Below are 22,327 nucleotides of genomic sequence, written 5' to 3'. Positions count from 1 at the left end.
CTCCCCTCGACGCGGACAGTTGTCCGTTGATCCCTGCTGTCGCAGTCTCTGCGCCTCAGGATTGCACTGTCAAGACTCTGAGCCGGGCTCTTGACAGGCAGGAGCGCGGCTTCGATAGTGAGCTGACCGTCATACGGACGAACGTCCGCCGTCCCCGGGGAGAACTGATGACCACATCCGAGGCACCGGCACCCGGCCGGCCGGTCGTGCTGCGCGGCGGCACCGTGCTGACCATGGACGACGCGCACACCGTGCTCACCGACGCCGACGTGCTGGTGGTCGACGACCGGATCGCGGCCGTCGGCCCCGCGCTCGACGTGCCCGAGCAGACCACCGAGATCGACGCCCGCGGCGGCATCGTGATGCCCGGCATGATCGACACCCACCGGCACATGTGGCAGACCGCGATGCGCGGCTACGGCGCCGACTGGACGCTCACCCAGTACTTCGTCTGGTACTACCTCGAGCACGGCAAGGTGTTCCGGCCCGAGGACATCCAGGCCGGCAATCTGCTGTCGGCCTGGGAGTCGCTGGAGGCCGGCGTCACCACCACCGTCGACTGGTCGCACGGGTTGCAGACCGTCGATCACGCCGAGGCCGCCGCCGACGCGTTGCAGGCCGTGCCCGGCCGGTTCGTACTTGCCTACGGCAACATTCAGGCGGGTCCCTGGGAGTGGACCGCCGATCCCGCGGTCCGGTCGTTCCTGGAGCGCCGCCGGACCGGGGCCGACGACCTGTTCGGCGTTCAACTGGCCTTCGACGTGACCGGCGACCCGGCGTTTCCGGAGCGGGCCGCCTTCGAGGTGGCCCGCGAGCTCGGGCTGCCGGTGACGACTCATGCCGGCGTCTGGGGAGCGACCAACGACGACGGCATCAGGCTGATGCACGAGAACGGTTTCATGACGCCGGAGACCGTTCTCGTGCACGCAGCCACGCTGACCTCCGACTCCTACCAGCGGATCGCCGCGGCCGGCGCCTCGATCTCGGTGTCGACGGAGTCCGAGCAGAGTGCCGGTCAGGGCTATCCGCCCACCTGGCAGGTCCGCCGGTACGGCATCGGGGTGTCGCTGTCGATGGACACCAGCGTCTGGTGGAGCGGCGACCTCTTCTCGGCCATGCGAACCACGCTCGGCGCCGACCGGTCCCGCGAGCACCTCGAAGCCCACGTCAAGGGCGAGACCGTCACGCACGTGCACCTGCGGGCCGAGCAGGTGGTCGACTGGGCCACCCGCGGCGGCGCCCGGGCGCTCGGCCGCGACGACCTGGGCAGCCTGGAGCCCGGCAAGAAGGCCGACGTCGTGCTGATCAAGAACGACGCCTCGCCGGTCTCCTTCCCGCTGCTCAACCCGTACGGCCAGGTCGCCTTCCAGGCCCAGCGCGGCGACGTCCACACCGTGCTGGTCAACGGCCGCGTCGTGAAGCACGAGCACCGGCTGGTCGGCGCCGACCTGCCCGCCGTACGGCGCACCGTCGAGGCGACCGTCGAGTACCTGCGCTCGTCACTGGGCGAGGAGGCGTGGCTCGCCGGGATGAACCCCGGCCTGCCCGACGAGGAAGTGCTGGACAACCCGTACCAGTACACCGAGTACAAGTCGGAGTCGACGCGGGAGGCCCGCGGCAGCATGTTCGGCGAGCGCGGCGCGGCCACCTGACGGCACCCCACCCGCCGGTGGCCTTAGGCTCGTCGGCGACGACCGGTCCGCGCCGTGGACCACGGCAGGAGCGGAGGCAGGCACCGATGGCAGGACGAGGAGCGGGTCCCGATTTCGTCGAGTCGCTGGCTCGCGGTCTGGACGTGCTCGCCTGCTTCGACGCCGACCACCGCAGCATGTCGCTCAGCGAGGTGGCGGCCGCGGCGGGACTGGCCCGCCCGACCGCGCGCCGGCTGCTGCTGACGCTGGAGGAGCTCGGCTTCGTCCGCTCGACCGGCGGCGCCTTCCAGCTCACCCCGAAGGTGCTGACCCTGGGCATGGCGTACGTCGGCGCGCTCGGACTCTGGGACATCGCCCGGCCGCACCTGGAGGCGCTGGTCGCCCGGACCGGCGAATCGTCGTCGATGGCACAACTCGACGGGTCGGACATCGTCTACGTGGCGCGGGTGTCGGTCCCGAAGATCATCGCGCTGCGGGTGGACATCGGCACCCGGTTCCCGGCCGCGCAGACGTCGCAGGGCAAGGTGCTGCTCGCCGGGCTCTCCCCCGACGAGCTGGAGGAATCCCTGGCGCAGCCGAGCCGGGCCGGGCTCCCGGCGTACATCGGCCGGTCGGCGGAGCAGTTGCGCGAGCAGCTGACCGAGATCCGCGCGCGCGGCTGGGCGCTGGCCGACGAGGAGCTGGCGCCCGGCGTACGGTCGGTTGCTGCTCCGGTCCGCGACGGCACCGGCACAGTCCAAGCGGCTATGAACGTCACCGTGCACGCCGCCGAGACGTCGACCGAGAAGCTCCTGACGGACTACCTGCCGCTCCTGCTTCGCACCGCCGGCGACGTCAGCGCCGAGTGGGCCCTGTGGCAGTCCCGCCCGCACGTCGAGCTGGACCGCCCTCAGGAGTCGCGCGGCTCCACGCCGGCGTAGTCCCGCCAGACGTACGGCGGGAGCAGCACCATCAGCTGAGGCCGAGGTCGTCCAGGCCGAACAGCCAGCGGTACTCCAGGCCCTCGGCCTCGACCTTTTCCTTGGCGCCGGTGGCGCGGTCGACGATCACCACGACCGCGACCACCTCGGCACCGGCCTCACGCAAAGCCTCGACCGCGGTGAGCACCGAACCGCCGGTCGTGGAGGTGTCCTCGACCGCGAGCACCCGGCGGCCCTTCACCTCGGGCCCCTCGATCCGGCGCTGCAGCCCGTGCGCCTTCTCGGCCTTACGGACCACGAACGCGTCCAGCTTGCGGCCCTGCGACGCGGCCGCGTGCAGCATCGACAGCGCGACCGGATCGGCGCCCAGCGTCAGCCCGCCGACGGCGTCGTACTCCAGGTCCGCGGTCAGTTCGAGCAGCTGCGGCCCGATCAGCGGCGCCGCCTCGGCGTCCAGGGTGACCCGGCGCAGGTCGACGTAGTAGTCGGCTTCCTTGCCGGAGGCCAGCGTCACCTTCCCGTGCACGACGGCCTTGTTCTTCACCTGGTCCAGCAGGGCATCGCGATCAGCGCTCATGAGGCCTCAGCTTAAGTCAGGGCTTGCGGTCGGTTCTCACCAAGTGGGCGAAGGCGACCGAGCGGTCCGGGGAGTGGAACAGGTCCTGGCAGGTGGTCAGCGTCAGGATCGGCTTCGTCGCGGTCCGGCCGGGTTTGCCGGGGACCGGGTCGAGGACCCAGGTGTCGGACGGCTTCACGGTCAGGTCCTTCGGTGAGCCGTCGAGCTCGTAGGTGTAGACGGCGTCCGCGGTCTCGACGATCACCTGGTCGCCGCGCTCCAGCTCCAGCAGCTTGCGGAACGGCGACCCGTGGGTGACCCGGTGCCCGGCGATCGCGAAGTTGCCCGGCTGTCCCGGCAGCTGGGTCTGCGGGTAGTGCCCGATGCCGCGGGCCAGCTCGTCCTTGCCGACCCCCTCGACCACCGGTTTCTCCCAGTCGGCGCCGAATTTCGGAACCCGCAGCAGCGTGATCGCCGTACCGGTGCGTGGCTCGGCGTCAGCCGTGGCGGGCGACTTCCAGCGGTCACGGAGGTCCTGCTCGAGCTGGTCCATCGTCCGGTTCGCGGTGATGCCGGTGCCGACGTACTGCCAGCCGACCCAGCCGAGCAGCCCGAGCCCCGCGACCAGCAGGAGCACTCCCGCAGTCCTGATCACCCCGCGGCGCGTCATGGCGACCAGTATGCAGATCGACTGCAAAGCCTGTGTACGACGTGTCGATGGACGCCGGTGGTTGCCGGGGACGACGATGTGGACGGCGGTCGTCGAGCAGACGGCGCCGGCGGAGGAGGATGGCGTGAAGGCGCTGGTGAAGGCGAAGAACGAGCCCGGTCTGTGGCTCCAGGACGTTCCCGAGCCGAGCGTCGAGGCCGACGAGGTCCTGATCAAGGTGCTGCGGACCGGCCTGTGCGGCACCGACCTGCACATCCAGAACTGGGACGCCTGGGCGCAGAAGAACGTGCCGGTCCCGATGGTCACCGGGCACGAGTTCTGCGGCGAGGTGGTCGAGATCGGCGCCGGCGTCCGCGACGTCGCGGTCGGTGATGTGGTCAGCGGCGAGGGTCACCTGGTCTGCGGCCGCTGCCGCAACTGCCGGGCCGGCCGCCGGCACCTGTGCATCAAGACCCGCGGCCTCGGCGTCCACGTCCCCGGCGCGTTCGCCGAGTACGTCGCGCTGCCGGCCACCAACGTGTGGGTGCACCGTGACCCGGTCGACCTGGACGTCGCGGCGATTTTCGACCCGTTCGGCAACGCCGTACACACCGCGCTGTCGTTCCCGGTCGTCGGCGAGGACGTGCTGATCACCGGCGCCGGTCCGATCGGCATCATGGCCGCGGCCGTCGCCCTGCACGCCGGGGCGCGTAACGTGGTGATCACCGACCTGTCGGAGTACCGGCTCGAACTGGCCCGCAAGCTCGGCGTCACCCGCGCGGTCAACGTCGGCGAGGAGAGCATCGCCGACGCCCAGCGCGAGCTCGGCATGCGCGAGGGTTTCGACGTCGGGATGGAGATGTCCGGGCAGCCGGTCGCGCTGCGCGACATGCTGGCCAACATGAACCACGGCGGCAAGATCGCGATGCTCGGGCTGCCGGCCGACGAGATCGCGATCGACTGGAGCACCGTCGTGCTCAACATGCTGACCATCAAGGGCATCTACGGCCGGGAGATGTTCGAGACCTGGTACTCGATGTCGGTGATGCTCGAGCGTGGTCTCGACCTGGGCCCGGTGATCACCCACCGGTTCGGCTACGCCGACTTCGAGCAGGCCTTCGACACCGCCCGGCACGGGCAGTGCGGCAAGGTCATCATGGACTGGACCACCCCGACGTACGAGGAGAAGCACTGATGTTCGGCCGGATGCGGGACGACCTGACAGCCACCATCGGCGAGATCCGGGACGCCGGGCTCTACAAGTCCGAGCGGGTGATCCTCTCGCCGCAGAACGCCGCGATCTCCGTTGCCTCAGGCAAGGAGGTGCTGAACTTCTGCGCCAACAACTACCTCGGCCTGGCCGACCACCCCGAGGTGATCGCGGCCGCGAAGAACGCGCTGGACCAGTGGGGCTTCGGGATGGCCTCGGTCCGCTTCATCTGCGGCACCCAGGAGATCCACAAGGACCTGGAAGGTGCCCTCAGCACCTTTCTCGGCACCGACGACACGATCCTGTACAGCTCGTGCTTCGACGCCAACGGCGGTCTGTTCGAGACGCTGCTCGGCGCCGAGGACGCGGTGATCTCCGACGAGCTGAACCACGCCAGCATCATCGACGGGATCCGGCTGTCGAAGGCTCGCCGGTTCCGCTACAAGAATCGCGACATGGCCGACCTGGAGGCGCAGCTCAAGGACGCCGCCGACGCGCGGTACCGGCTGATCGCCACTGACGGCGTGTTCTCGATGGACGGCTACGTCGCCCCGCTGGACGAGATCTGCGACCTGGCCGAGCGCTACGACGCGCTGGTGATGGTCGACGACTCGCACGCGGTCGGCTTCGTCGGCCCGGACGGCGCCGGTACGCCGTCGCTGTTCGGCGTCAAGGACCGGGTCGACGTCGTCACCGGCACCCTCGGCAAGGCCCTCGGCGGCGCGTCGGGCGGTTATGTCTCCGGCCGCCGCGAGATCGTCGAGGTGCTGCGCCAGCGCTCCCGCCCGTACCTGTTCTCGAACTCGCTGGCCCCGTCCGTCACCGCCGCCTCACTGAAGGCACTCGAGCTGATCGGCGGCTCGTCCGACCTGCGCGACAAGCTCACCGCCAACACGACGCTGTTCCGCACCAAGATGACCGAAGCCGGCTTCGACGTCCTGCCCGGCGACCACCCGATCTCCCCGGTGATGATCGGCGACGCCGCCGAAGCCGGCCGCCTGGCCGACAAGCTCCTGGAGCTGGGGATCTACGTGATCGGCTTCTCGTACCCGGTCGTCCCGCACGGCAAGGCCCGGATCCGCACGCAGCTGTCCGCGGCCCACTCCACCGAGGACGTCGAGCGCGCCGTCGCCGCCTTCATCGAGGCCCGCGCCGCGCTGGCCTAGGTGGACTTCGACGGGTTCCCGTCCTCGGCTGGGGGCGGGAGTTCGCCGGTGTGGCGCTGCACGGCATCCAGATAGATCCGGTCGGCGCGCTCCTGAACGCGCTCCTCGGACTCGATCCGCAGTTGCTCGCGCTTGGTCAGCTCACGCTCCCGGGCCAGCGCCAGCTCGTGCTTGCGCTGCCGGCTCTGCGTCGCACCCCAGATCAGCCAGCCACCACAGCTCAGGCCGAGCACGAACAAGACCCCGAGCAGGGTCTGCAGCATCTCCATCAGGCGGCCTCCGTCGCTTTCCGTCTCCACACCACGGCCCAGCGCAGCAACCCGCCGACCGCCACGGCCTCGCCGACCAGTACGGCGACCGCCACGCCCGGGCTCCACAAGTCGGCCAGCGTGAGATACCAACTCCGGACCAGCAGCACGATCGCCGGACCGATAATCGCGGTCGCCAGGACGGCGTACCCGGTGTAAATCGCCTTGGCCCGGCGCGGGTACCCGGCGATCCCGGCCGGTCCACGGCGCAGGAACGCACCGGCGAAGCGGAACGATTCCCCCTGCAGGTTCGACGTCGAGGTGGCGTGCTCGAGCATGTGGTAGCCGTCCAGCTTCAGCACCGGGACCAGGTTCGCCACCGCGGCGACCACGCCGAACAGCAGCAGCGCGGCCGCAAGGCCTTGCCACCACCCCGTCTGCGGTCCCCACCGCCACAGCGCGGCGAACGGGATCAGCGCGATCAGGTTGACGTAGATCCCGGCGAACGACGTGACCACGCGCTGGCCCGGCCGCGCGAAGGTGACGACGTCGTCGACCTTGCAGTACGGCGCGATCATCGGGAACCGCCACATCACCCCGATCTCGCTCGGGCGGCCGCCGTACCGGACACACGCGATGCCGTGGAAGAACTCGTGCCCGGCGATCACCAGCCAGCCGACGGTCAACCCGAGCAGGGTCGCGGTCCACCGCGAGGGTGAGTCGGCGACGGCCGACCACAACGTCGACCAGTTCAGCAGGACCAGGACCGCCACCAGCGAGCCGATCAGCGCCAGTGGCACCGCGGCCCACGGACTGAGCAGCCAACCGATCTTGCGCGCCAGCGGTACGGCGAGCTCCGCCGCGCCCGGAACGGGCCGGCGCCACAGCAGCGGGGACCGCCCGGCCGCTCGACGGGCCACCGCGGCCTTCTCCCGTACGGCGTCCAACTGCTCGGGAACGGCCGGTTCGACCAGCGCGTGGGAATGCAGCAGACCGAGCAGCTGCTGCCAGTGCGCCTCGCCCAGCCGTTTCCCGAACTGTTCGGCATAGGCGACGCCGATCTCGGCCAGGGTCCGTCGACCGTCGAGCTGCGCCATCAGGAACGCCTCCCGCGGACCGACCTTCAGGAAGGCCTGGGTCTCCCGGTCGCCGATGATGTGAACGGTCGAAGGCCCCTTGAGCAGACCAGGACCGATCCGGACCGTGGCGCGCAGGGCCGGCCGGGCCTCGGCCAGCCAACTGCCGGCCGCGGGGTCGCTGACGGTCGTCATACCGTGGCCGCGGCGGGCTCCAGCGCCCGCTCGATCAGGTAGGACAGGTAGATCTCGTCCAGGATGGCCACGCCGAGGCGGTTGTTGGTCATGTGGATGTAGGAGCTCAGCAGCACCGTCGCGCGGGCCACCGGATCGGCGATCGGCTCGCGCCCGGTGCCACCGGTCCGGCTCGGGAAGACCAACCGGTCGGCCTCGGCATCCAGCTTCTGGCGCAGTTCGCGGCAGTGCGTCAGCCAGGTCCGCTCGATCCCGGACAGGTGCTGCCCGGAGTCACCCGCGCTGATCGTCCGGATCCGGTCGACCCGCTCGGTCAGCGACGCCCGGGTCAGTTCGAAGCTCTTGTCGAAGGACTCGTGGTAGTCGTCCGACGGCTCCTGGTACAACGTCTCCCAGAACCCCCGGTAGCGCTGGAAGAACTGCCGGACCGCCTCGTCGGTCTCCAGGAACGAGTACGCCGTCAGCAGCGACAGCTGGGTCGCCAGCCCGAGCAGGACCGGCCGGACGTGGGTGTTCGACGTGGCCAGCAGCTTGGCGACCAGGTCGCTGGACGCCTCGAAGTGCCACTCGCCGAGCTCCATGCCCACCGGGCCGCCGTACCGGTCGAACTCCTGCTCGTAGTCCATCAGCGCGATGCTGTTGTTCGGCCGGAACGGCATCACGCCGTCGACGCCGTACTGCTCGACGAAGCGTTGCTCGCCGTACTCGGCCACGTACATCTTCTTGTAGATGTCGGCCAGGCCCTCGACGTCGGTGTCGTAGAGCGCCGGCCGCCGGGCCAGGAACGCCTCGATCGCCGTCGTCGCGCGCTCGGTCACCTGCTCGCGCAGCTCGGGCCGGGACGGCCGGAACCGGATCCGCAGGTGCGGACCCTCCATCCAGTACTTGATGAAGAACCAGCGGTCGATCAGCTCCTCCTCGCGCAGCTCCTCGACCAGCGGCCGGACCGCCTCGACCAGGATCGGATTGGCGTCACTGGCGTAGAAGACGTGCAGGGCCACCCATTCATTCGTCATCGTTGTCCCTCCCGGTGTCGTAGAGCTCCAGCAGCAGTTCGCAGACGTGCGGCCGGCCGTGCTCGTCGGTCAGCCAGAGTTCGTCGGTGTCCGGGTTGGCCTCGGTCAGCACGATCCGCGCCGAGGCGCCCAGGGCCAGTTGTTCCAGCAGGTGCAGGGACATCCAGCTGTCGAAGTCCACCGGCAGCGGTTTGCGGCCGGCCTTGCGTTCGCCCCCGGATGTCTCGGGGGTGTCCGGCGCGGCGCCGTCGTCGACCGCGGACTTCGCCGCCGCGTTGTCGATTTGGGCGAACAGCCGCGCGGGCAGCCCGTGCTCCAGCCGCCACCGCCGGACCCGCAGCAGATGCTCGGCGTCCGAGTGCCGCGCGTCGCGGAACGGGAAGTCCGCGGTGTTGAGCTTCCACATCCGCCGCTGCAGCACCAGGTCACCCAGCACCAGCCGCGGGTACGACTGGATGCCGTCGACCGGAACCGGATCGCCGGTCCCTGCCCACAGGTCGATCTGGGCCATCCCGCTGGGCGAGAAGCAGAGCAGGATCTGCTGGATCTCCGGCAGCGCCATCGGCATCAGGAAGCCCAGGTAGACCGGCACCACCTCGCGCTCCAGCCGCCTCGACATCAACCGCACCCGATCGGCCGCGGCGTCGTGCACCAGGAACAGGTCGTCGAGTGCGATCTGCTCGTCCTGCGGACGGGTGCTCGCGTCGCCGGGACAGACGATCTCGTACTGCGTGACGGCCGGGTGCACGTTGAGGTTCGTCGTCTCGTAACCACCGCGCAGCTCGGCCAGGACCGCACCGTCCGGTGCGTAGTCGCGCAGGATCTCGCTGATCAGGTCGCGCGCCCGGGTGCCCTCGGTGTCGAGGCTGTGCGCGAACCGGGAGAACATCAGCGTCAGCCCGGCGTAGGCCTGGTTGAGGATCAGCCGCCCGGGTTCCCGGTCTGCGCGGGCCAGTTGGACGAAGAACGACCAGGGCTGCGCGACCTGCTCGGCGGGCGGCAGCTCGCGCCGTACGGCGTCGACGAAGTCCGGGCCGAGGCGGATCTCCTCGACCGGCCGGGGATCGGCCGCGCGCAGGTCACGCAGGTGCAGCGACGCGGCCTCGCGCGCCTTGTCGACCGCGACGATGTCCGGCAGCTTGAACCAGTTCTCCTGCGGCACGAACGCGTTGTCGTCGTCGAACTGCCGGCGGCGCAGCGAGCGCCGGGTGTAGGGGTCGAAGAAGTCGCGCTGGAACTCGTGGCAGAACCGGACGACGTCCTGGCAGTCGCCACCGATGCCGTAGCGCGCCTTGAAGAAACCCTTGGCAGTGAGGCGTCTGGACACGTTGAGGTCGAACGCGGGCAGCAGATCGGCCAGGTCGGCGAGATCCGGCAGCAGCGTGCGCTCCCACAGCTCGCGGTCGACCTCCATGCCGTCGCCGGTGATCGTGGTGTCCTCGTAGATCACTGTGCGCGGTACGAGCTGCTCGGACGCACCCAGCTGCTCGAAGCAGGCGCGGACCCGGTCGCGGACGCCGCTGAGCACCGCCGCGCGACCGCGGGCCGGCGTACCGGAGTAGGCGTCGATCAGGTCCACGGCCGCCTGCAGCGAGGCGGCGAGCTGCTGCAGCGTCGGATGATGTTGCGCTTGCAGAGCGGCGACGAAGACCTTGGCGGGATCGCCGGCCCGCAGGTCGATCTGCAGGTCCGGCGCGAGCAGGAAGCCGAGGCGGAGCAGGTGGCCGATCAGCTGGTCGGCTTCGGCCAGTGAACGCTCCTCGGCCTGGGCGGCGACCTGCCTGCTCAGCTCGGCCAGCGTCGGCCTGGCCTCGCGGGTCAGCTCCACCACGTCGTCGAGCGCCGGACCGCCGGGCAGGAAGAACAGGTTCTCGTGAACGTTGTCGATGGCAACCACTGCGTCGGGGTCGCTGCCGGCGGCGGTGCGGCGGCGGACGTAGCGCATCGTCTCGCCGTCGGAGCTGGCGCCCGGCGCGAGGCTGACCCGCAGACCGGAGCGCAGGGTGGGATCGGCCAGCACCACGGCGGCCAGGCGAGCCAGCACCGCGACGTTCAGCCGGACCGTCGAACGCTGTTCCAGCGAGGCGGGCTCCGGCCGCGGCCGGGTGGCCGTGTCGCTGAAGCGGCCGAGCCCGACCGAGGTCAGGGTGCTGAACGGACTGGTCTTGAGCGCCGCCCGGTAGAGCAGCTCCAGCAGCGTCCGCTCAACCTGCCGGCCGTGCTTGTCGACCTTCCTGGCCGGATCGAGATAGCGGTCCATGTTCTTCTCGAGGACTTCGGACTGCAACAGGACGGCACTGCGCAGCTTGTCGTCGGCGAGGATTTCCCTGGCCCGCGCGCGAGCCGCCGCAAGGTCCTCACCGAGGACGGCGACGCCCTGGTCGAGAAGCTCGCTGACCCGGTTGATCGCCGCGATCCACTGGTACGTCAGGGTCCGGGCCGGGTCCGGCAGCAACGGTTCGGCCCGGCTCACCGTGGCCGGCCGCGGCCGGCGACCGTTGAAGGCGTCCCGGCGGAGGTTGATCAGCGCGACCCGCTCCGGATCCTCCGGGGCGCGCGCCGCCAGGTCGGTCTCCAGCGCTTCGCGGAGTTCGCTGGCCAGCGCGTCCCGGACGGCCTCGGCGGCGAGTACCTGCTCGGTCCAGGCGACGGCGGCCGGAGTACGCAGTACGGCGACTGCCTCGGCAGGCTGACCGGCGACCCGCAGCAGGAAGCCGGAGCCGAGCCGCCAGCCGGACGCCGTGCCGGTCTCAGGGCTGTAGGGGTTCGAGAGGACGTCGGTCATCGGAGGTCTCCTTGGGCCGGACGGTGGTGCAGGCCGTGGTCGTAGCCGGCCCGGCCGGCGCGTTCGTGACCGAGCAGGAGGAAGAGCATGCTGCGCTCGTCGGTCTCCTCCAGGCCGAGGAACTCGTCGGCAGCGAGGTTGTCGATCCCGAGGACCGCTCCGATGCCCAGACCGCGGGCGGTCGCGGCGAGGTAGCTGGTCTGGGCGAGTTGGCCGACCTCGACGCTCAGCATGCGGTAGCCGCGGGCGCCGTAGGCCTCCACCAGCGCCTCCAACCGCCCGGTGATCACCAGTACGGCGGCCACCTCGCTGAGGTTGTAGTTGGTCAGCGCGTAGTGCCGCTGGACTTCCCGGTAGTCGAACTCACCGGCACCGATGAGTCGGTGGGCGGCCGGGTCGTAGGCGTAGGCACGCTGGTCCAGTCCTTCGACGGAGTTCGGCAGCACCCAAAGACGCGTCCACGGGTCCTGCCGTGGCGCCGGCTCGACGTCGGACCCGGCGCGCGTCAGCTGGGCGGTGGTCGCCAGTACCGAGCCCAGGTCGGCGGTGGAGAGTTTGGGCCAGGCGGAGAACAGGCCGAAGCTGGATCGCCTGGTGCGCAAGCTGGCGGAGAGGTCCTTCGTCGATGGGCCGGGTGGAGGCAGCGGTACGTCGTCGCCGGCGATTGCCACAGGAGCGGCCGCGCTCCGGGCCGGGCGGGGCTGGTCGCCGACCAGGGCTGCGGCGTGGACGCGCTCGACCAACTCGAAGTCGCGGACGCGTTCGGACTTCTCCCAGACCCGCAGCTGCGGCGGCGTACCGGGGTGGGCCTCGGACGTCACGGCCCGGCGAGAGCCCAGCGGCACGACCACGAAGGGCGCTTCGGTGCGCCCGTCCACGGCGAGCGCAGTACTGACCGGCCCCTCGTCGAACCACAGCACCGGCTCGACCGAATACCCGGCTGCCGCGAGGACGAGTCGCCAGGAGGCGAGCAGTGCGCCCACATCCTGGGTCACGACGTGATAGCTGAACGAGTTGTACTTGAAGGCGTTCTTCCAGAACTTCAACGTCGCCACGAGATACAGCCCGGCATCGACGCCCGTCGCCGCAGCCAGCTCGGCACAGCGGTTGGCCGAGGACAGTCGGTCGAGACTGTGATGAGCCGTGTCGTAGTGATAGACCCCGGCCCGCAACGGCGCCTGGCTACCGGCCACCAGGTAACTCTCGGCCGGGTACATGCCGCCGCCGGACGCGGTCGGCCGGGCCCAGACCGGCGCGGCGGGTTTCAGCTTCGTCGCGCTGTCCTCGTTCCAGTTCAGCCCGGTACGCCGGTCGATCAGCCCGTAGCAGCCGAGCACCGAAGCCAGTACGTCGAGCGAAGGCATCCCGTCGCCGGCTGGGCCGGTCACCCGAGCCGCAGCCTCCTCCACTCCGAGCGACGGCAGGTTGGCGAACGGCACGGGTAGCGGCAGCTTGGGCGCGTCGACGTACAGCTTGTGCCTCGACGGCTGGTCGGTCCAGTCCACTTGGAAGCCAAGCGGCGGCAGTGGTACCCGCTGCCGCTCGAACATCCGGCGTGCGTAGTCCATCGCGACTTCCGCGCGGCTCGGCCCGGCGGTCGCATCGATCTGGCTGGTCACCTGCGCTCAACTCCTACGGAAGACGACGGACGGCTGGAAAGCGGGCTCAGGGGAAGGGATGCGGCACCCGGTGCAGCTGCTCGGGCGTGAGCGGCTGGGTCGTCAGCCCGGCCGCGTACGGCGCCCACAGCGTGCGCGGCATGGTCAGCACCCGCTGGCGCCGCCACCCGAAGTCGATCGGGATCAGGCCGGGCACGATCGTGGCGACGGTGCGCAGCCCCATCGCGAGCTGCTCGGGCGTGGTCTGGTCCACCACGACGGTGTCCATGCCCCGCTCCGCGAACAGCGCGACGATCTCCTCCACCGGTTCCCGCAGGTCGGTGGCCGGAGCACGCCCGGTGGTCCAGTCGGCGAACACGTCGTCCAGCGCGGTGACCTCGGTCTGCCGCAGCCAGTGCTGGGCGTGCTCGGCCATCTCCGGCATCCCGAACAGCAGCGCGTGGTGCGCCAACTCACCGACGTTGCGGTAGTCCGTGACCATCGGCCGCACCTCGTCCAGGCTCTCGGTCACCCGCTCCTCGAACCCGGTCACGTACGACGCCACCTCACACACAGCAGCCCGTACGGCGTCCGCCGGGTCGAGCGAGGCGCCGCCGGCGAAGCACAGCGTGCCCCGACCACCGTCACGCCGTACGGCGACCGCTCCGACCGCCGGCACCGGCAGGTCGACCCGGATGTCGAAGCAGCGCAGGTCATAGCCGAGCAGGTCGACATGCGCCAGCATCTGGCGGACCAGCGGGTTGTCCACGGTGTCCAGGTCGATCTCGGCCGGCGTCAGACCGGAGTACCAGCTGATCAGGAAGGCGTCCCGCTCGATCAGTTCGAGCTGGCCGTGCAGCACGGCCTCGGTCACCGAGCTGCCGGAGGCGCACCCGTTCGAGCACTCCTGCACGGTGTTGCGGTGATCCTCGCGATGGTCGAGGTAGTAGACGATCTGCTCGGGCACGAGCAGCGCGCGGTCGTCGCGGACCGACCAGCCCCAGACCCACGGCACTTTCGGATTGCTTGCCCAGGGCACGTACTTGTCGGCGTGGTCGACGTAGAAGTCCGGGGTGTAGAGCCCGCACTGCTCCATCTCGACGTACGGGACGGTCAGCTCGGCGGGCGTCGCCCGCAGCGCCACGTCGAGGCGGCGCGGCTTCTGGCCGGCATCGCGTTCCAGGCCTTCCAGGGCACCCAGCAGTTCACTGCGTCGGTAGCTCTCGGCGTGGCCGCTCCACCACATCTCGTGCAGGCCGTACTTGCTCCGCACCTCGAAGTGCCCGCTCGCCGGCGCGGTCGCCGTGGCGTGGTACGCGCGGATCGCCGGGCCGCCGAGCATGCCGCAGACCGGGTTCGCCAGGGCGTCCATCGGCAGCTCGAGGTCCTCGGGCTTGCGCGACCGGCCGCTGCCGGGACCGGACGCCGGCGTGGAGACCAGCCGGATCCGGGCGCCCTCGGCGGTGTCGGGTTCGGGCTCGGCGCAGACGTCGCAGGACGAGTCGCGGATCAGCCCGTAGCGCTCGACCCGCGCCGTCCGGGTGTCGATCTCCCACACCGGGTACGCCGGGCCGTCGGTGCTCGCCTCGCTCGCGATCCGGCTCAGGGTGGCGGCGATCGCCAGCGCATGGTGGGCCGGAGTGATCGCCGCGGTGGTCAGTACGCCGTGCGGGTGGTCCAGGATGCGGCGCTCGATGGTCGGGCGGCAGACCACCCAGCGCCGGTCGAAGCAGGTGGGGCACGGCCCGGTGCCGCCGGGGGTCGCGGCGACCACCAGGGTGCCGGCGTAGATCCGGATGCTGACCGTGGCGGTGGTCTCCTGCGGACCGATCGTGGTCCGCTCCTCCTGACCGGGCAGGCCGAGCACGGCGACGTCCAGCGTGAGCACCGGACCGGGCGGCAGGAGCGCCGCGATCGCCGTACCGACCGTTGTGACCAGGGCGGCGGGATCCGCGGCTGGGGAGGGCGGGTGGTCTTCCAAGGTCGTCACTGGATGCTGCTCCTTCGCGGTCCGGGCGGGTGGCGGGAGGGGGTGAACATGCTGCGGACCAGGGCCCTTGGTCCGCAGCACTCAGCTCACGAGCACACCTGTCAGCCGCAGCTGGAGGTGCTGGTGCTCGTCGAGCAGCAGCTCGAGGTGCTGCAGGAGCAGCAGCTGGAGCAGCTGCAGGACGAGCTGGTGGCTGCGAGGTCGAGCGACGGGTCGGTGATCTCGTCGACCTCGAAGGTGACGGCCTCGAGGTCGAGCAGTTCGAGGCCGAGCGACTGAGTGCTCATAGCGGTCTTCCTTTCCTCTTGCTGCGCGGCTGGTCAGCCGCGTCTGGGCGGAGCGGGTCGTACCGTGCCGGCGGCGCACTGGGCCCGCCGTACCGCTGGGGTGGACGGACGGCGGTCAGCCGCCGCCGCACCCGGTGCTGGTGCTGGTCGAGCAGCAGCTGGACGTGCTGCAGGACGAACAGCTCGAGCAGGAGCAGCTCGAGCTGCACCAACCGGCCGCGTCCTGGCCGAGGTCGATGATGTCCTCGATCTCGAACGTCGCCGTCTCGAGCACGAGCAGCTCTTCGCGAAGCGCCATGGTGATTCACCTCCTTCCTGGGCGGGTGGGGCCGCCACCCGGTCGGGCGGCGGAACCTGGGGAGGCAGTACCAGACACGCGCTAGCTGGTACTGCTGCAACTGCAGCTGGAGCACCCGCAGCAGCTGGACGTGCTGCAGGACGAACAGCTCGACGTACTGGTGCTGGAGCTGCACCAGCTCGCGGAGTCCGCGCCGACGTCGGCGATCTCCTCGACCTCGAAGGTGGCGGTCTCCAGCGACAGCAGTTCGGTGGTCAGATCAGTCATCACGACTCCTTCGCGACGGGGGCGGACGAGCGGAAGAGCAGCACCCGGGCGACGGCGGTGACACCGGCGAGGTCGGGTGGGGTCAGGTCGACGACAGCGGCTCGACGGCCTGCGAGGCCGGCCACGAGCTCGTCGTCGGTGACGGCGCGGGTCAGGTCGGCGATCCCGGCCTCCGGGCCCGCCGAGCGCAGGCCGGTGAGGTCGGCATCCAGGCCGAGGCGGCGGTCGGCGCGGTCGAACGGCGTACCGGCGAGCTGGCGTTCGCCGACCGCGGTGAGCAGCGCCGACTCGGCGGCGGCCACCCAGGAGCTCGCGGCGCGGGCCAGCCTGACCGTGCCCGATCCATTGCTAATGGCAACGATCGCGACAGGAACGGCGCCCCGGCCGAACTGGAAGGACACGCGGTCCCCGGCGGCGGTCAGTTCGTTGACCAGGATCATCAGACGGCGGTGCTGCTGCGGGTCGAGCGCCTGCCCGATCAGCTCGTCCGGCACCGCGGTCACGGGCAGTTCGCCGCGGGCGGCGGCGGCGACCGCGGCTGAACCGGCCGCTGCCACGAGTGCACGGGAGGTCGCCTCGGCCAGGGTCGGGGCCGCGGCGAGGCCGCCGAGATCGGGCTCGAACTCTGCGGCGTTCCAGTCCAGTGGTCCAGCCAGAACGGCTGCCCGGTCCACAGCGAGCGGCCTGTTGCTTCCGACCTCGGTCGCAGCCGTCGGCACCGGCCGGGACGGCCCGACTCCGAGCCAGGTCTCCAACAGCTCCGGTACGACGTACTCCGCGTCTGCTGCCGGCTTTTCCAGCAGCTGACAGCGCCGATGGAGGTTCAGCGCGTACTGCACCGACGCCGCCTCCAGCGCGGCGAGCCTGGCCTCCAGCACCGTCTCGACGCCGAAGGTCACCAGCGGCGCGGCGTCGGCGGCGGGCGCCAGCAGGACCGCGGTCTTCACCGGGATCTGCGGTACGGCGTCGTCGTCGAAGCGTCGCATCAGCCCGACGGTGTCGGCCACCACCGAGTCGAACCGGCGGTACGCGGTCTCGACGCTGTCCGCCGGTCCCGCACTCGCACCGGTCGCGGGCTGCTCGACGGCGGGGTGCGCGACCACGTGCTCGGTGTGGACGGTGAGCCGGTCCGGATCGACCAGGACGACGGTCTCGTCCAGGTCCGAGGGCATGGTCCCCGAGAGCTGCTTGAAGATCTCGAAGCCGACCACGTTCAGCAGCATGGTGGCGGCCACGCCGGGCAACGCGGATCTGGCCGGTGCCGTCGCCGGGCCCGCGACCGCCGCCTGCCAGAGCTCCGCCGTACCGGACAGGGCGTTGTCGCTCATCCGCAGGAGTGCCGACTGGATGGAGACCGGTCCCTGCCAGGGGCCTGCGACCAGTTGGTCGCCCACCCGCAGCACCGGGAGGAACGCCGTACCGGCTTGTCGTGCTTGCTCGGCCAGGGAGAAGAGCTCGCGCGACGGGCCGTCGAGCGCCAGGAGGCAGACCAGATCGGGTGACGCCGCCGTACCGACCTCGACGTAACCGTCCACCGCAGATCCGACGCCGTTGGCGATCAGCGCGGATGCGAGCGTGGCGGCGGCCGCGTTGTCCTCGCCGGTCACGAGCACCCGGGCGGCTGCCACTCGGGCGAAGCCGCTGCCGTCGTCGCCGTAGTGCTCGAGCAGGGCGATCTGGCTCGGGAAGCCGGCACGTACCTGTTCGTCGACCGCGGCGCCCGGGCCGTCGAGCACGACCCCACGGCCTGCCAACGTGCCGAGCAGGGACTTCACCGCGCCGACGTGCGCTTCGGGGAGACCGGCAACGATCTCGGCCAGTGAGTTGCTGCCGTCGAGGTGCGGCAGCAAGGCCGACAGGTACCGGTACGCGCCGGCACCGCGGATCACGAAGGGGCCGTCGGCACCACGGACGTAGACGCCGTCGAGCGTCTCCAGGAAGGCCACGTCCTGGCGCATCCGCGGACGGACGAGTTCATCGGGCGGGTTGGTCACGGTCGCTCCTCGGGCGGAAGAAGGCGGAACGGGTCAGCTGATGTCGCGGCGGCGGATCAGCAGGGCGGCGACGGTGGTGCTCACGACGATGTAGGCGACCAGGACGAGGCAGGCCGCCGGAGTGGTCAGGTAGTCGACAACACCGGGAGTCCCGCCGTCGCTTTGGGTCGGTGCGCCCAGGCCGCCGACCAGCGAACCGCTGGCCGACCCGAGCAGGACGTAACGGACGGGTTCGAGGCCGGGCAGGATGCCGGCCAGCCCGGACAGCGCGTTCTCCAGGCCGAGGGTCCACAGCAGGCCGGCGGCCAGCGCCACCGTCGTACCGCGGAAGACCACGCCGAGCGCGGCCCCGACACTCATCCACGCGGCCGAGATCAACGCTGCGGCTCCGAGCGAACCGGCCAGTGCGGCGGCCGACGGCCAGTCGGCCGACCGGCCCTCGACCGCTGCGATGATCGCGGACGCAGCCACCGCGGCAAGCGCAGCTGCCACGGCGATCACGGTGGTCGCGATCGCACCGACGACGAGCTTGGCCAGCAGCACCTGCACCCGGCCGGGCCCTTGGCTGAGCCGAGCGGTCCAGGTGTTCCACCGGTACTCCGAGCCGGTCACCAGCACGCCGAGGATCAGCATGATCGCGCCGCCGAACAGGGGGTAGCTGCTCAGCGAGGTCGACGCGACCGCGTTCGGCAGCAGGATGTCGAGCAGTTCGGCCCGGCCCGCGTCGGACGGGTCGAGCACGCTGTAGATGATGTACGGCACGACGAAGGCGAAGCCGACCACCATCAGGATCCAGGCGATCCCGATGACGACCGGAGCCATCCGCTTGCGCAGCAGCAGACTCTCGGCGGCGACCGCGTCGATCATGACTCCTCCGTCGGCTCGTCGTCGTGCGCGGTGAGGGCGAAGAAGACGCCCTCCAGGCTCTGGCGCTCGCGCCGGATCTCGTGAATATCGATGCCTGCGGCAACCAAGGCGCGGACCAGGCCGGGGATGTCGTCCGGGGCCGCCTCGAGCTGCCAGTGCCGATCCCCCGCGTCGCCGGCCTCGATCGGCGTCTGCCCCGTGTACTCCGCGAGGATCCAGCCGGCCTGCACGGCCGGGGTCACCCACAGGTCCAGCGCCACACTGCCGGGCCGGTCCCTGATCGCGGTCACGGTGTCGTCGGCGATCACCACTCCGCGGTCGATCACGACCACGCGATCGCAGATCTGCTGGACCTCCCCGAGCTGGTGGGACGAGAACAGCACGGTCGTCCCACCGGCCCCGAGCGACCGGACCAGCGAGCGCATCGAGGCGACACCTTCGGGGTCGAGGCCGTTGGTCGGCTCGTCCAGGATCAGGAGCCTCGGGCCGCCGAGCAACGCGGCCGCGACGCCGAGCCGCTGCCCCATGCCGAGCGAGTAGCCGGTGAAGCGGTCGTTCCCGCGCTGCTCGAGCTCGACGACCTCGAGGACCCGGTCCACCTCGGTGTCGGGCAGTCCCTTGGCTCTCGCCAGGACCTGCAGGTTGGTCCGGCCGGACAGGTGCGGGACGAAGGCGGGAGTCTCGATCAGGGCGCCGACCTGGCGCAGCACCTCCGGCGTACCGGGTGGGCGACCGAGCACACTGACCGACCCCTCGTCGGGGCGGACCAGGCCGAGCAGGATCCGCAGCAGGGTCGTCTTGCCGGCGCCGTTCGGGCCGAGCAGTCCGTAGATCTGTCCGGGAAGGACTTCCAGGCTCACGCCGCGCAGGGCGTCGACCTTGCCGAAGCTCTTCCGGACGCCGCCGACCTGGACGGTGGCGGTGGCCGCGACGACGTGTTCCGGCCGGGACGGGGCGGTCTCGGTGGGCACGGGAACCTGCCTTTCGGATGCGTTTCCTGAACAGATGGAACTCGCCGAACGAACACCGTCGAATTCAGGCTCCCCAGCCGGGAATGAGGCTAACAGAACAATTCTCGGGCGGCGAGAACTTCTTTCGTTCTGCTCATGTTCGTCAGCAGATCGTCAACGAGGCAAGGAAAATCCAAGCAAACAATCAACTATGCCCACCGTTTCGATCGACATTGAAGAATGGCGGTAAATGACCGTTTGAAAGTCACTGTTCGTGGTATCTGAATTTGTCCAGTCGAGGGCGTGGCGTAGCCTTCGGCCATGCTGACTGCGCGACGAGGTCTGGCCACCGCCATCGACTACGCGGCGATGGCCGCTCCACTGGGCGCCCTGGCCGCGATCGTGCTGGTCCGGCGGCGCCTACGGCCGGGCTCCGCCCTGCCCGACGTCTCTCCCGCCAAGGCTCGCGTGCTCGTCGGGGTCGGCCTGACCATGCCGCTCAGCGCGGCCCTGGCCGCCACCGAAGCAGCCGGCGGTTCACCCGGTAAACGAGCGTTGGGTTTCACCGTCCGTGACGACTCCGATCCCCGCCCGCCAACGTTCCCGCAGGCGCTGGTCCGCACCCTTGCCAAGACCGCGCTGCCCTGGGAGCTGGGCCACCAGGCCGTCTGGGAGTTCCGGGCAGACAACACCCGCCGCGGCGCGGTCCTTGCCGCCGGCGCCTACCTGGCCATCGGCCTGCAAGCAGCCGCCATCCTCCGCAACCGCCGCACCTATGCCGACCACGTCGCCCAGACCCGAGTCGAGCAAGCCTGACCTGTCAGCCGCGGTCACGGCTCACATCAGACCATGCTCACCCCGGCGCTAGGCTGTGCCGATTCGTCCGGGTGAGGAGCAGCATGCGCGCAGTACTGGTCGTGGCCGGGGTCCTGGCTTTCCTGGCGACCGGGTGCGATGCCGACGACGGACCTGACCCCGTGCCCGTGGTCGCGCCCAGTACGGCGGCCTCGGCACAACCTCGAACGACGACAGCCGCGCCCCGCCCGACGGCCACACCCACCAAGCCGGCACCGGTCCGTCTGACCGTCACCCAGGCCCGCGTTCGGTACCTGGCGGTGACTCGGCCCTACAACGTCGCGCTGGAGCGGTTCGAGAAGGCGGCCAACAGTGGCGCGTCCGTCAAGACGCTGAAGTCCCGCGCCCGCGCCGTGGCCGCGGCGAACCTGGCCGAGTCACGGCAACTGTCGGCGATCGCCTGGCCTGCCGTGGTGGACCGCAAGATGAAGGCACTCGCCCGTGCCAATGCCGCCGCCCGCCCGCACTGGCTGAAGATCGCCGCGTCCGGCAGCCTGAACGAGATGGCCACCCACCTGCGTCGCGCCACCGGCGGAACCAGCCCGGCCGCCGAGATCAGACGACAGCTCGGCCTCCCGAAGTACAACGAGGACGACTACAGCTGACCCCGTGCGGCAGGATGCCGTCATGGCGGTTCTGAGTGCGCAGGCGGTCAACCGGGCGACGTTGAGTCGGCAGCTCTTGCTGGAGCGAGCCGATGTCGGGCCGGTCGAGGCAGTACGGCGGCTGGCGGGAATGCAGGGGCAGGAGCCCAAGCATCCGTACGTCGGGTTGTGGACCCGGCTGAGCAGGTTCGCCGACACCGATCTGACCGCGGCGGTAGAAGCGCGGGAGGTGGTGCGGGCGAGCCTGTACCGCGGCACGTTGCACCTGGTCACCGCCGAGGACTACCTGCGGTTCCGGACGACGCTGGCGCCCGTGCTCGAGGCGGGGCTGCGGATGCTCAAGGATCGCGCCGAAGGGCTGGAGCCGGACAAGGTGGTCGCGGCGGCACGAAAGCTGCTGCAGAAGGGACCGCTGACCTTCACCGAGATACGGGACGCGTTGCAGGAGCAGTTCCCGGCGGTGAACGATCGCGCGCTCGGATTCTGCACGCGGATGATGGTGCCGCTGGTGATCCATCCGTCGCAGACCCGCTGGGGTTACCAGGCCAACGCCCGGTTCACGCTCGCGGAGCAGTGGCTCGGGCGCGAACCGTTGCTCGACGCCGTCCCGGAGGAACTGGTGATCCGATATCTGGACGCCTTCGGGCCCGCGACGCCGACCGACTTCCAGACCTGGTCGGGACTGCCGGGGGCGAAGGCGGTCTTCGACACGCTCGAGCTGGAACGCTTCGAGGACGCGACCGGCCGCACGCTGTACGACGTACCGGATGCTCCGCGGCCCGACCCGGAAACCCCCACGCCCGTACGGTTCCTGCCCGAGTTCGACAACCTGTTGCTCGCGTACGCCACTCGTGAGCGGGTGATAGCCGACGCCTATCGTCCGGCCGTGTTCACGAAAAACCTGCGGGTGAAGGCGACTTACCTCGTCGACGGGCAGGTCGCGGGGTTGTGGACGGCCGAGAAAAAGCGGGCTGTGGCAACTCTCACGCTGACGCCGTTCGGCCGGACACTCAAGCGCACCAAGGCCGCGTTGGAGCGCGAAGGTGAGGCGCTGGTGCGCTTCCTGGAGCCCGATGCGAAGACCCACGAGGTGGTTACGGCCGGTGGATGAGGTTGTTGTCACACGTCGGATGACTGGGCTGA

General features: G+C 70.4%; 21 protein-coding genes. 7 read left to right on the top strand and 14 right to left on the bottom strand.

From position 1 onward, the window contains the following. The first annotated feature begins 167 nt into the window (after positions 1-167). Positions 168-1,652 carry an amidohydrolase family protein gene (locus BWI15_RS34465; protein WP_077018672.1) on the top strand — a complete coding sequence of 495 codons (1,485 nt, stop codon included), beginning with the start codon at positions 168-170 and terminating at the stop codon, positions 1,650-1,652. Between the two features lie 86 nt (positions 1,653-1,738). Beyond that, complete coding sequence (locus tag BWI15_RS34460) at positions 1,739-2,572, top strand: IclR family transcriptional regulator domain-containing protein (RefSeq protein WP_077018671.1); 834 nt, start codon at positions 1,739-1,741, stop codon at positions 2,570-2,572. A 31-nt stretch (positions 2,573-2,603) separates the two neighbouring features. Here BWI15_RS34460 and pyrE read toward each other — a convergent pair whose 3' ends face one another. Next, positions 2,604-3,149, bottom strand: coding sequence for an orotate phosphoribosyltransferase (gene pyrE / locus BWI15_RS34455; RefSeq protein ID WP_077018670.1), 546 nt, complete (start codon positions 3,147-3,149; stop codon positions 2,604-2,606). Positions 3,150-3,165: 16 nt separating this feature from the next. Beyond that, positions 3,166-3,798, bottom strand: a complete 633-nt coding sequence (locus BWI15_RS34450; RefSeq protein ID WP_077018669.1) for a class E sortase — start codon at positions 3,796-3,798, stop codon at positions 3,166-3,168. Positions 3,799-3,922: 124 nt separating this feature from the next. On the opposite strand from BWI15_RS34450, the gene tdh reads away from it, so the two are divergent. Together tdh and BWI15_RS34440 are read left to right on the top strand one after the other, a co-directional pair. After that, complete coding sequence (tdh, locus tag BWI15_RS34445; protein ID WP_077019491.1) at positions 3,923-4,972, top strand: L-threonine 3-dehydrogenase; 1,050 nt, start codon at positions 3,923-3,925, stop codon at positions 4,970-4,972. Positions 4,973-4,983: 11 nt separating this feature from the next. Continuing rightward, complete coding sequence (locus tag BWI15_RS34440; RefSeq protein ID WP_202817828.1) at positions 4,984-6,153, top strand: glycine C-acetyltransferase; 1,170 nt, start codon at positions 4,984-4,986, stop codon at positions 6,151-6,153. Here the strand turns inward: BWI15_RS34440 and BWI15_RS34435 are convergent. From BWI15_RS34435 to BWI15_RS34380, 12 genes are all read right to left on the bottom strand, one after another. Continuing rightward, positions 6,150-6,422: a hypothetical protein gene (locus BWI15_RS34435; protein WP_077018667.1), complete on the bottom strand. Its 273-nt coding sequence runs from the start codon at positions 6,420-6,422 to the stop codon at positions 6,150-6,152. The two genes, BWI15_RS34440 and BWI15_RS34435, sit on opposite strands and share 4 nt — an antisense overlap. Continuing rightward, a complete protein-coding gene (locus tag BWI15_RS34430; protein ID WP_077018666.1) occupies positions 6,422-7,672 on the bottom strand; it encodes a M50 family metallopeptidase in 1,251 nt (416 codons plus the stop codon). Before BWI15_RS34430 ends, BWI15_RS34435 begins: the two co-directional genes overlap by 1 nt. Further along, complete coding sequence (locus tag BWI15_RS34425) at positions 7,669-8,688, bottom strand: thiopeptide-type bacteriocin biosynthesis protein (protein WP_077018665.1); 1,020 nt, start codon at positions 8,686-8,688, stop codon at positions 7,669-7,671. The genes BWI15_RS34430 and BWI15_RS34425 overlap by 4 nt, the downstream gene beginning before the upstream one ends. Beyond that, positions 8,678-11,473, bottom strand: a complete 2,796-nt coding sequence (locus BWI15_RS34420) for a lantibiotic dehydratase (protein WP_077018664.1) — start codon at positions 11,471-11,473, stop codon at positions 8,678-8,680. Before BWI15_RS34420 ends, BWI15_RS34425 begins: the two co-directional genes overlap by 11 nt. Then, the gene (locus tag BWI15_RS34415) at positions 11,470-13,092 is read right to left on the bottom strand and encodes a SagB family peptide dehydrogenase (protein WP_083751167.1); all 1,623 of its coding nucleotides are present in this window, start codon (positions 13,090-13,092) and stop codon (positions 11,470-11,472) included. Before BWI15_RS34415 ends, BWI15_RS34420 begins: the two co-directional genes overlap by 4 nt. 46 nt (positions 13,093-13,138) lie before the next feature. Further along, positions 13,139-15,061, bottom strand: a complete 1,923-nt coding sequence (locus BWI15_RS34410; RefSeq protein ID WP_077018663.1) for a TOMM precursor leader peptide-binding protein — start codon at positions 15,059-15,061, stop codon at positions 13,139-13,141. Positions 15,062-15,162: 101 nt separating this feature from the next. Further along, positions 15,163-15,348, bottom strand: a complete 186-nt coding sequence (locus BWI15_RS34405; protein WP_077018662.1) for a hypothetical protein — start codon at positions 15,346-15,348, stop codon at positions 15,163-15,165. A 115-nt stretch (positions 15,349-15,463) separates the two neighbouring features. Continuing rightward, entirely contained in the window at positions 15,464-15,646 is a 183-nt protein-coding gene (locus BWI15_RS34400) for a hypothetical protein (RefSeq protein ID WP_077018661.1), read from the bottom strand. 81 nt (positions 15,647-15,727) lie between these two features. Next, positions 15,728-15,913, bottom strand: a complete 186-nt coding sequence (locus BWI15_RS34395; protein WP_077018660.1) for a hypothetical protein — start codon at positions 15,911-15,913, stop codon at positions 15,728-15,730. Then, complete coding sequence (locus tag BWI15_RS34390; RefSeq protein ID WP_077018659.1) at positions 15,913-17,907, bottom strand: hypothetical protein; 1,995 nt, start codon at positions 17,905-17,907, stop codon at positions 15,913-15,915. The genes BWI15_RS34395 and BWI15_RS34390 overlap by 1 nt, the downstream gene beginning before the upstream one ends. Positions 17,908-17,940: 33 nt before the next feature. Next, entirely contained in the window at positions 17,941-18,774 is an 834-nt protein-coding gene (locus BWI15_RS34385; RefSeq protein WP_077018658.1) for an ABC transporter permease subunit, read from the bottom strand. Beyond that, positions 18,771-19,745 carry an ABC transporter ATP-binding protein gene (locus tag BWI15_RS34380; protein ID WP_077018657.1) on the bottom strand — a complete coding sequence of 325 codons (975 nt, stop codon included), beginning with the start codon at positions 19,743-19,745 and terminating at the stop codon, positions 18,771-18,773. Before BWI15_RS34380 ends, BWI15_RS34385 begins: the two co-directional genes overlap by 4 nt. A 300-nt stretch (positions 19,746-20,045) precedes the next feature. Here BWI15_RS34380 and BWI15_RS34375 point away from each other — a divergent pair, with 300 nt between their 5' ends. From BWI15_RS34375 to BWI15_RS34365, 3 genes are all read left to right on the top strand, one after another. Then, positions 20,046-20,540, top strand: coding sequence for an RDD family protein (locus BWI15_RS34375; RefSeq protein ID WP_077018656.1), 495 nt, complete (start codon positions 20,046-20,048; stop codon positions 20,538-20,540). 83 nt (positions 20,541-20,623) lie between these two features. Next, complete coding sequence (locus BWI15_RS34370; RefSeq protein ID WP_077018655.1) at positions 20,624-21,184, top strand: hypothetical protein; 561 nt, start codon at positions 20,624-20,626, stop codon at positions 21,182-21,184. Positions 21,185-21,206: 22 nt separating this feature from the next. Further along, positions 21,207-22,295 carry a winged helix DNA-binding domain-containing protein gene (locus BWI15_RS34365; RefSeq protein ID WP_077018654.1) on the top strand — a complete coding sequence of 363 codons (1,089 nt, stop codon included), beginning with the start codon at positions 21,207-21,209 and terminating at the stop codon, positions 22,293-22,295. Positions 22,296-22,327: the final 32 nt, after the last annotated feature.

The sequence above is a fragment of the Kribbella sp. ALI-6-A genome (genome assembly GCF_001984195.1).
In the GTDB taxonomy this organism is placed as follows: Bacteria; Actinomycetota; Actinomycetes; order Propionibacteriales; family Kribbellaceae; genus Kribbella.
The sequence above is the reverse complement of the archived record's forward strand: the minus strand, read 5'-3'. Positions and strand labels throughout refer to the sequence as shown.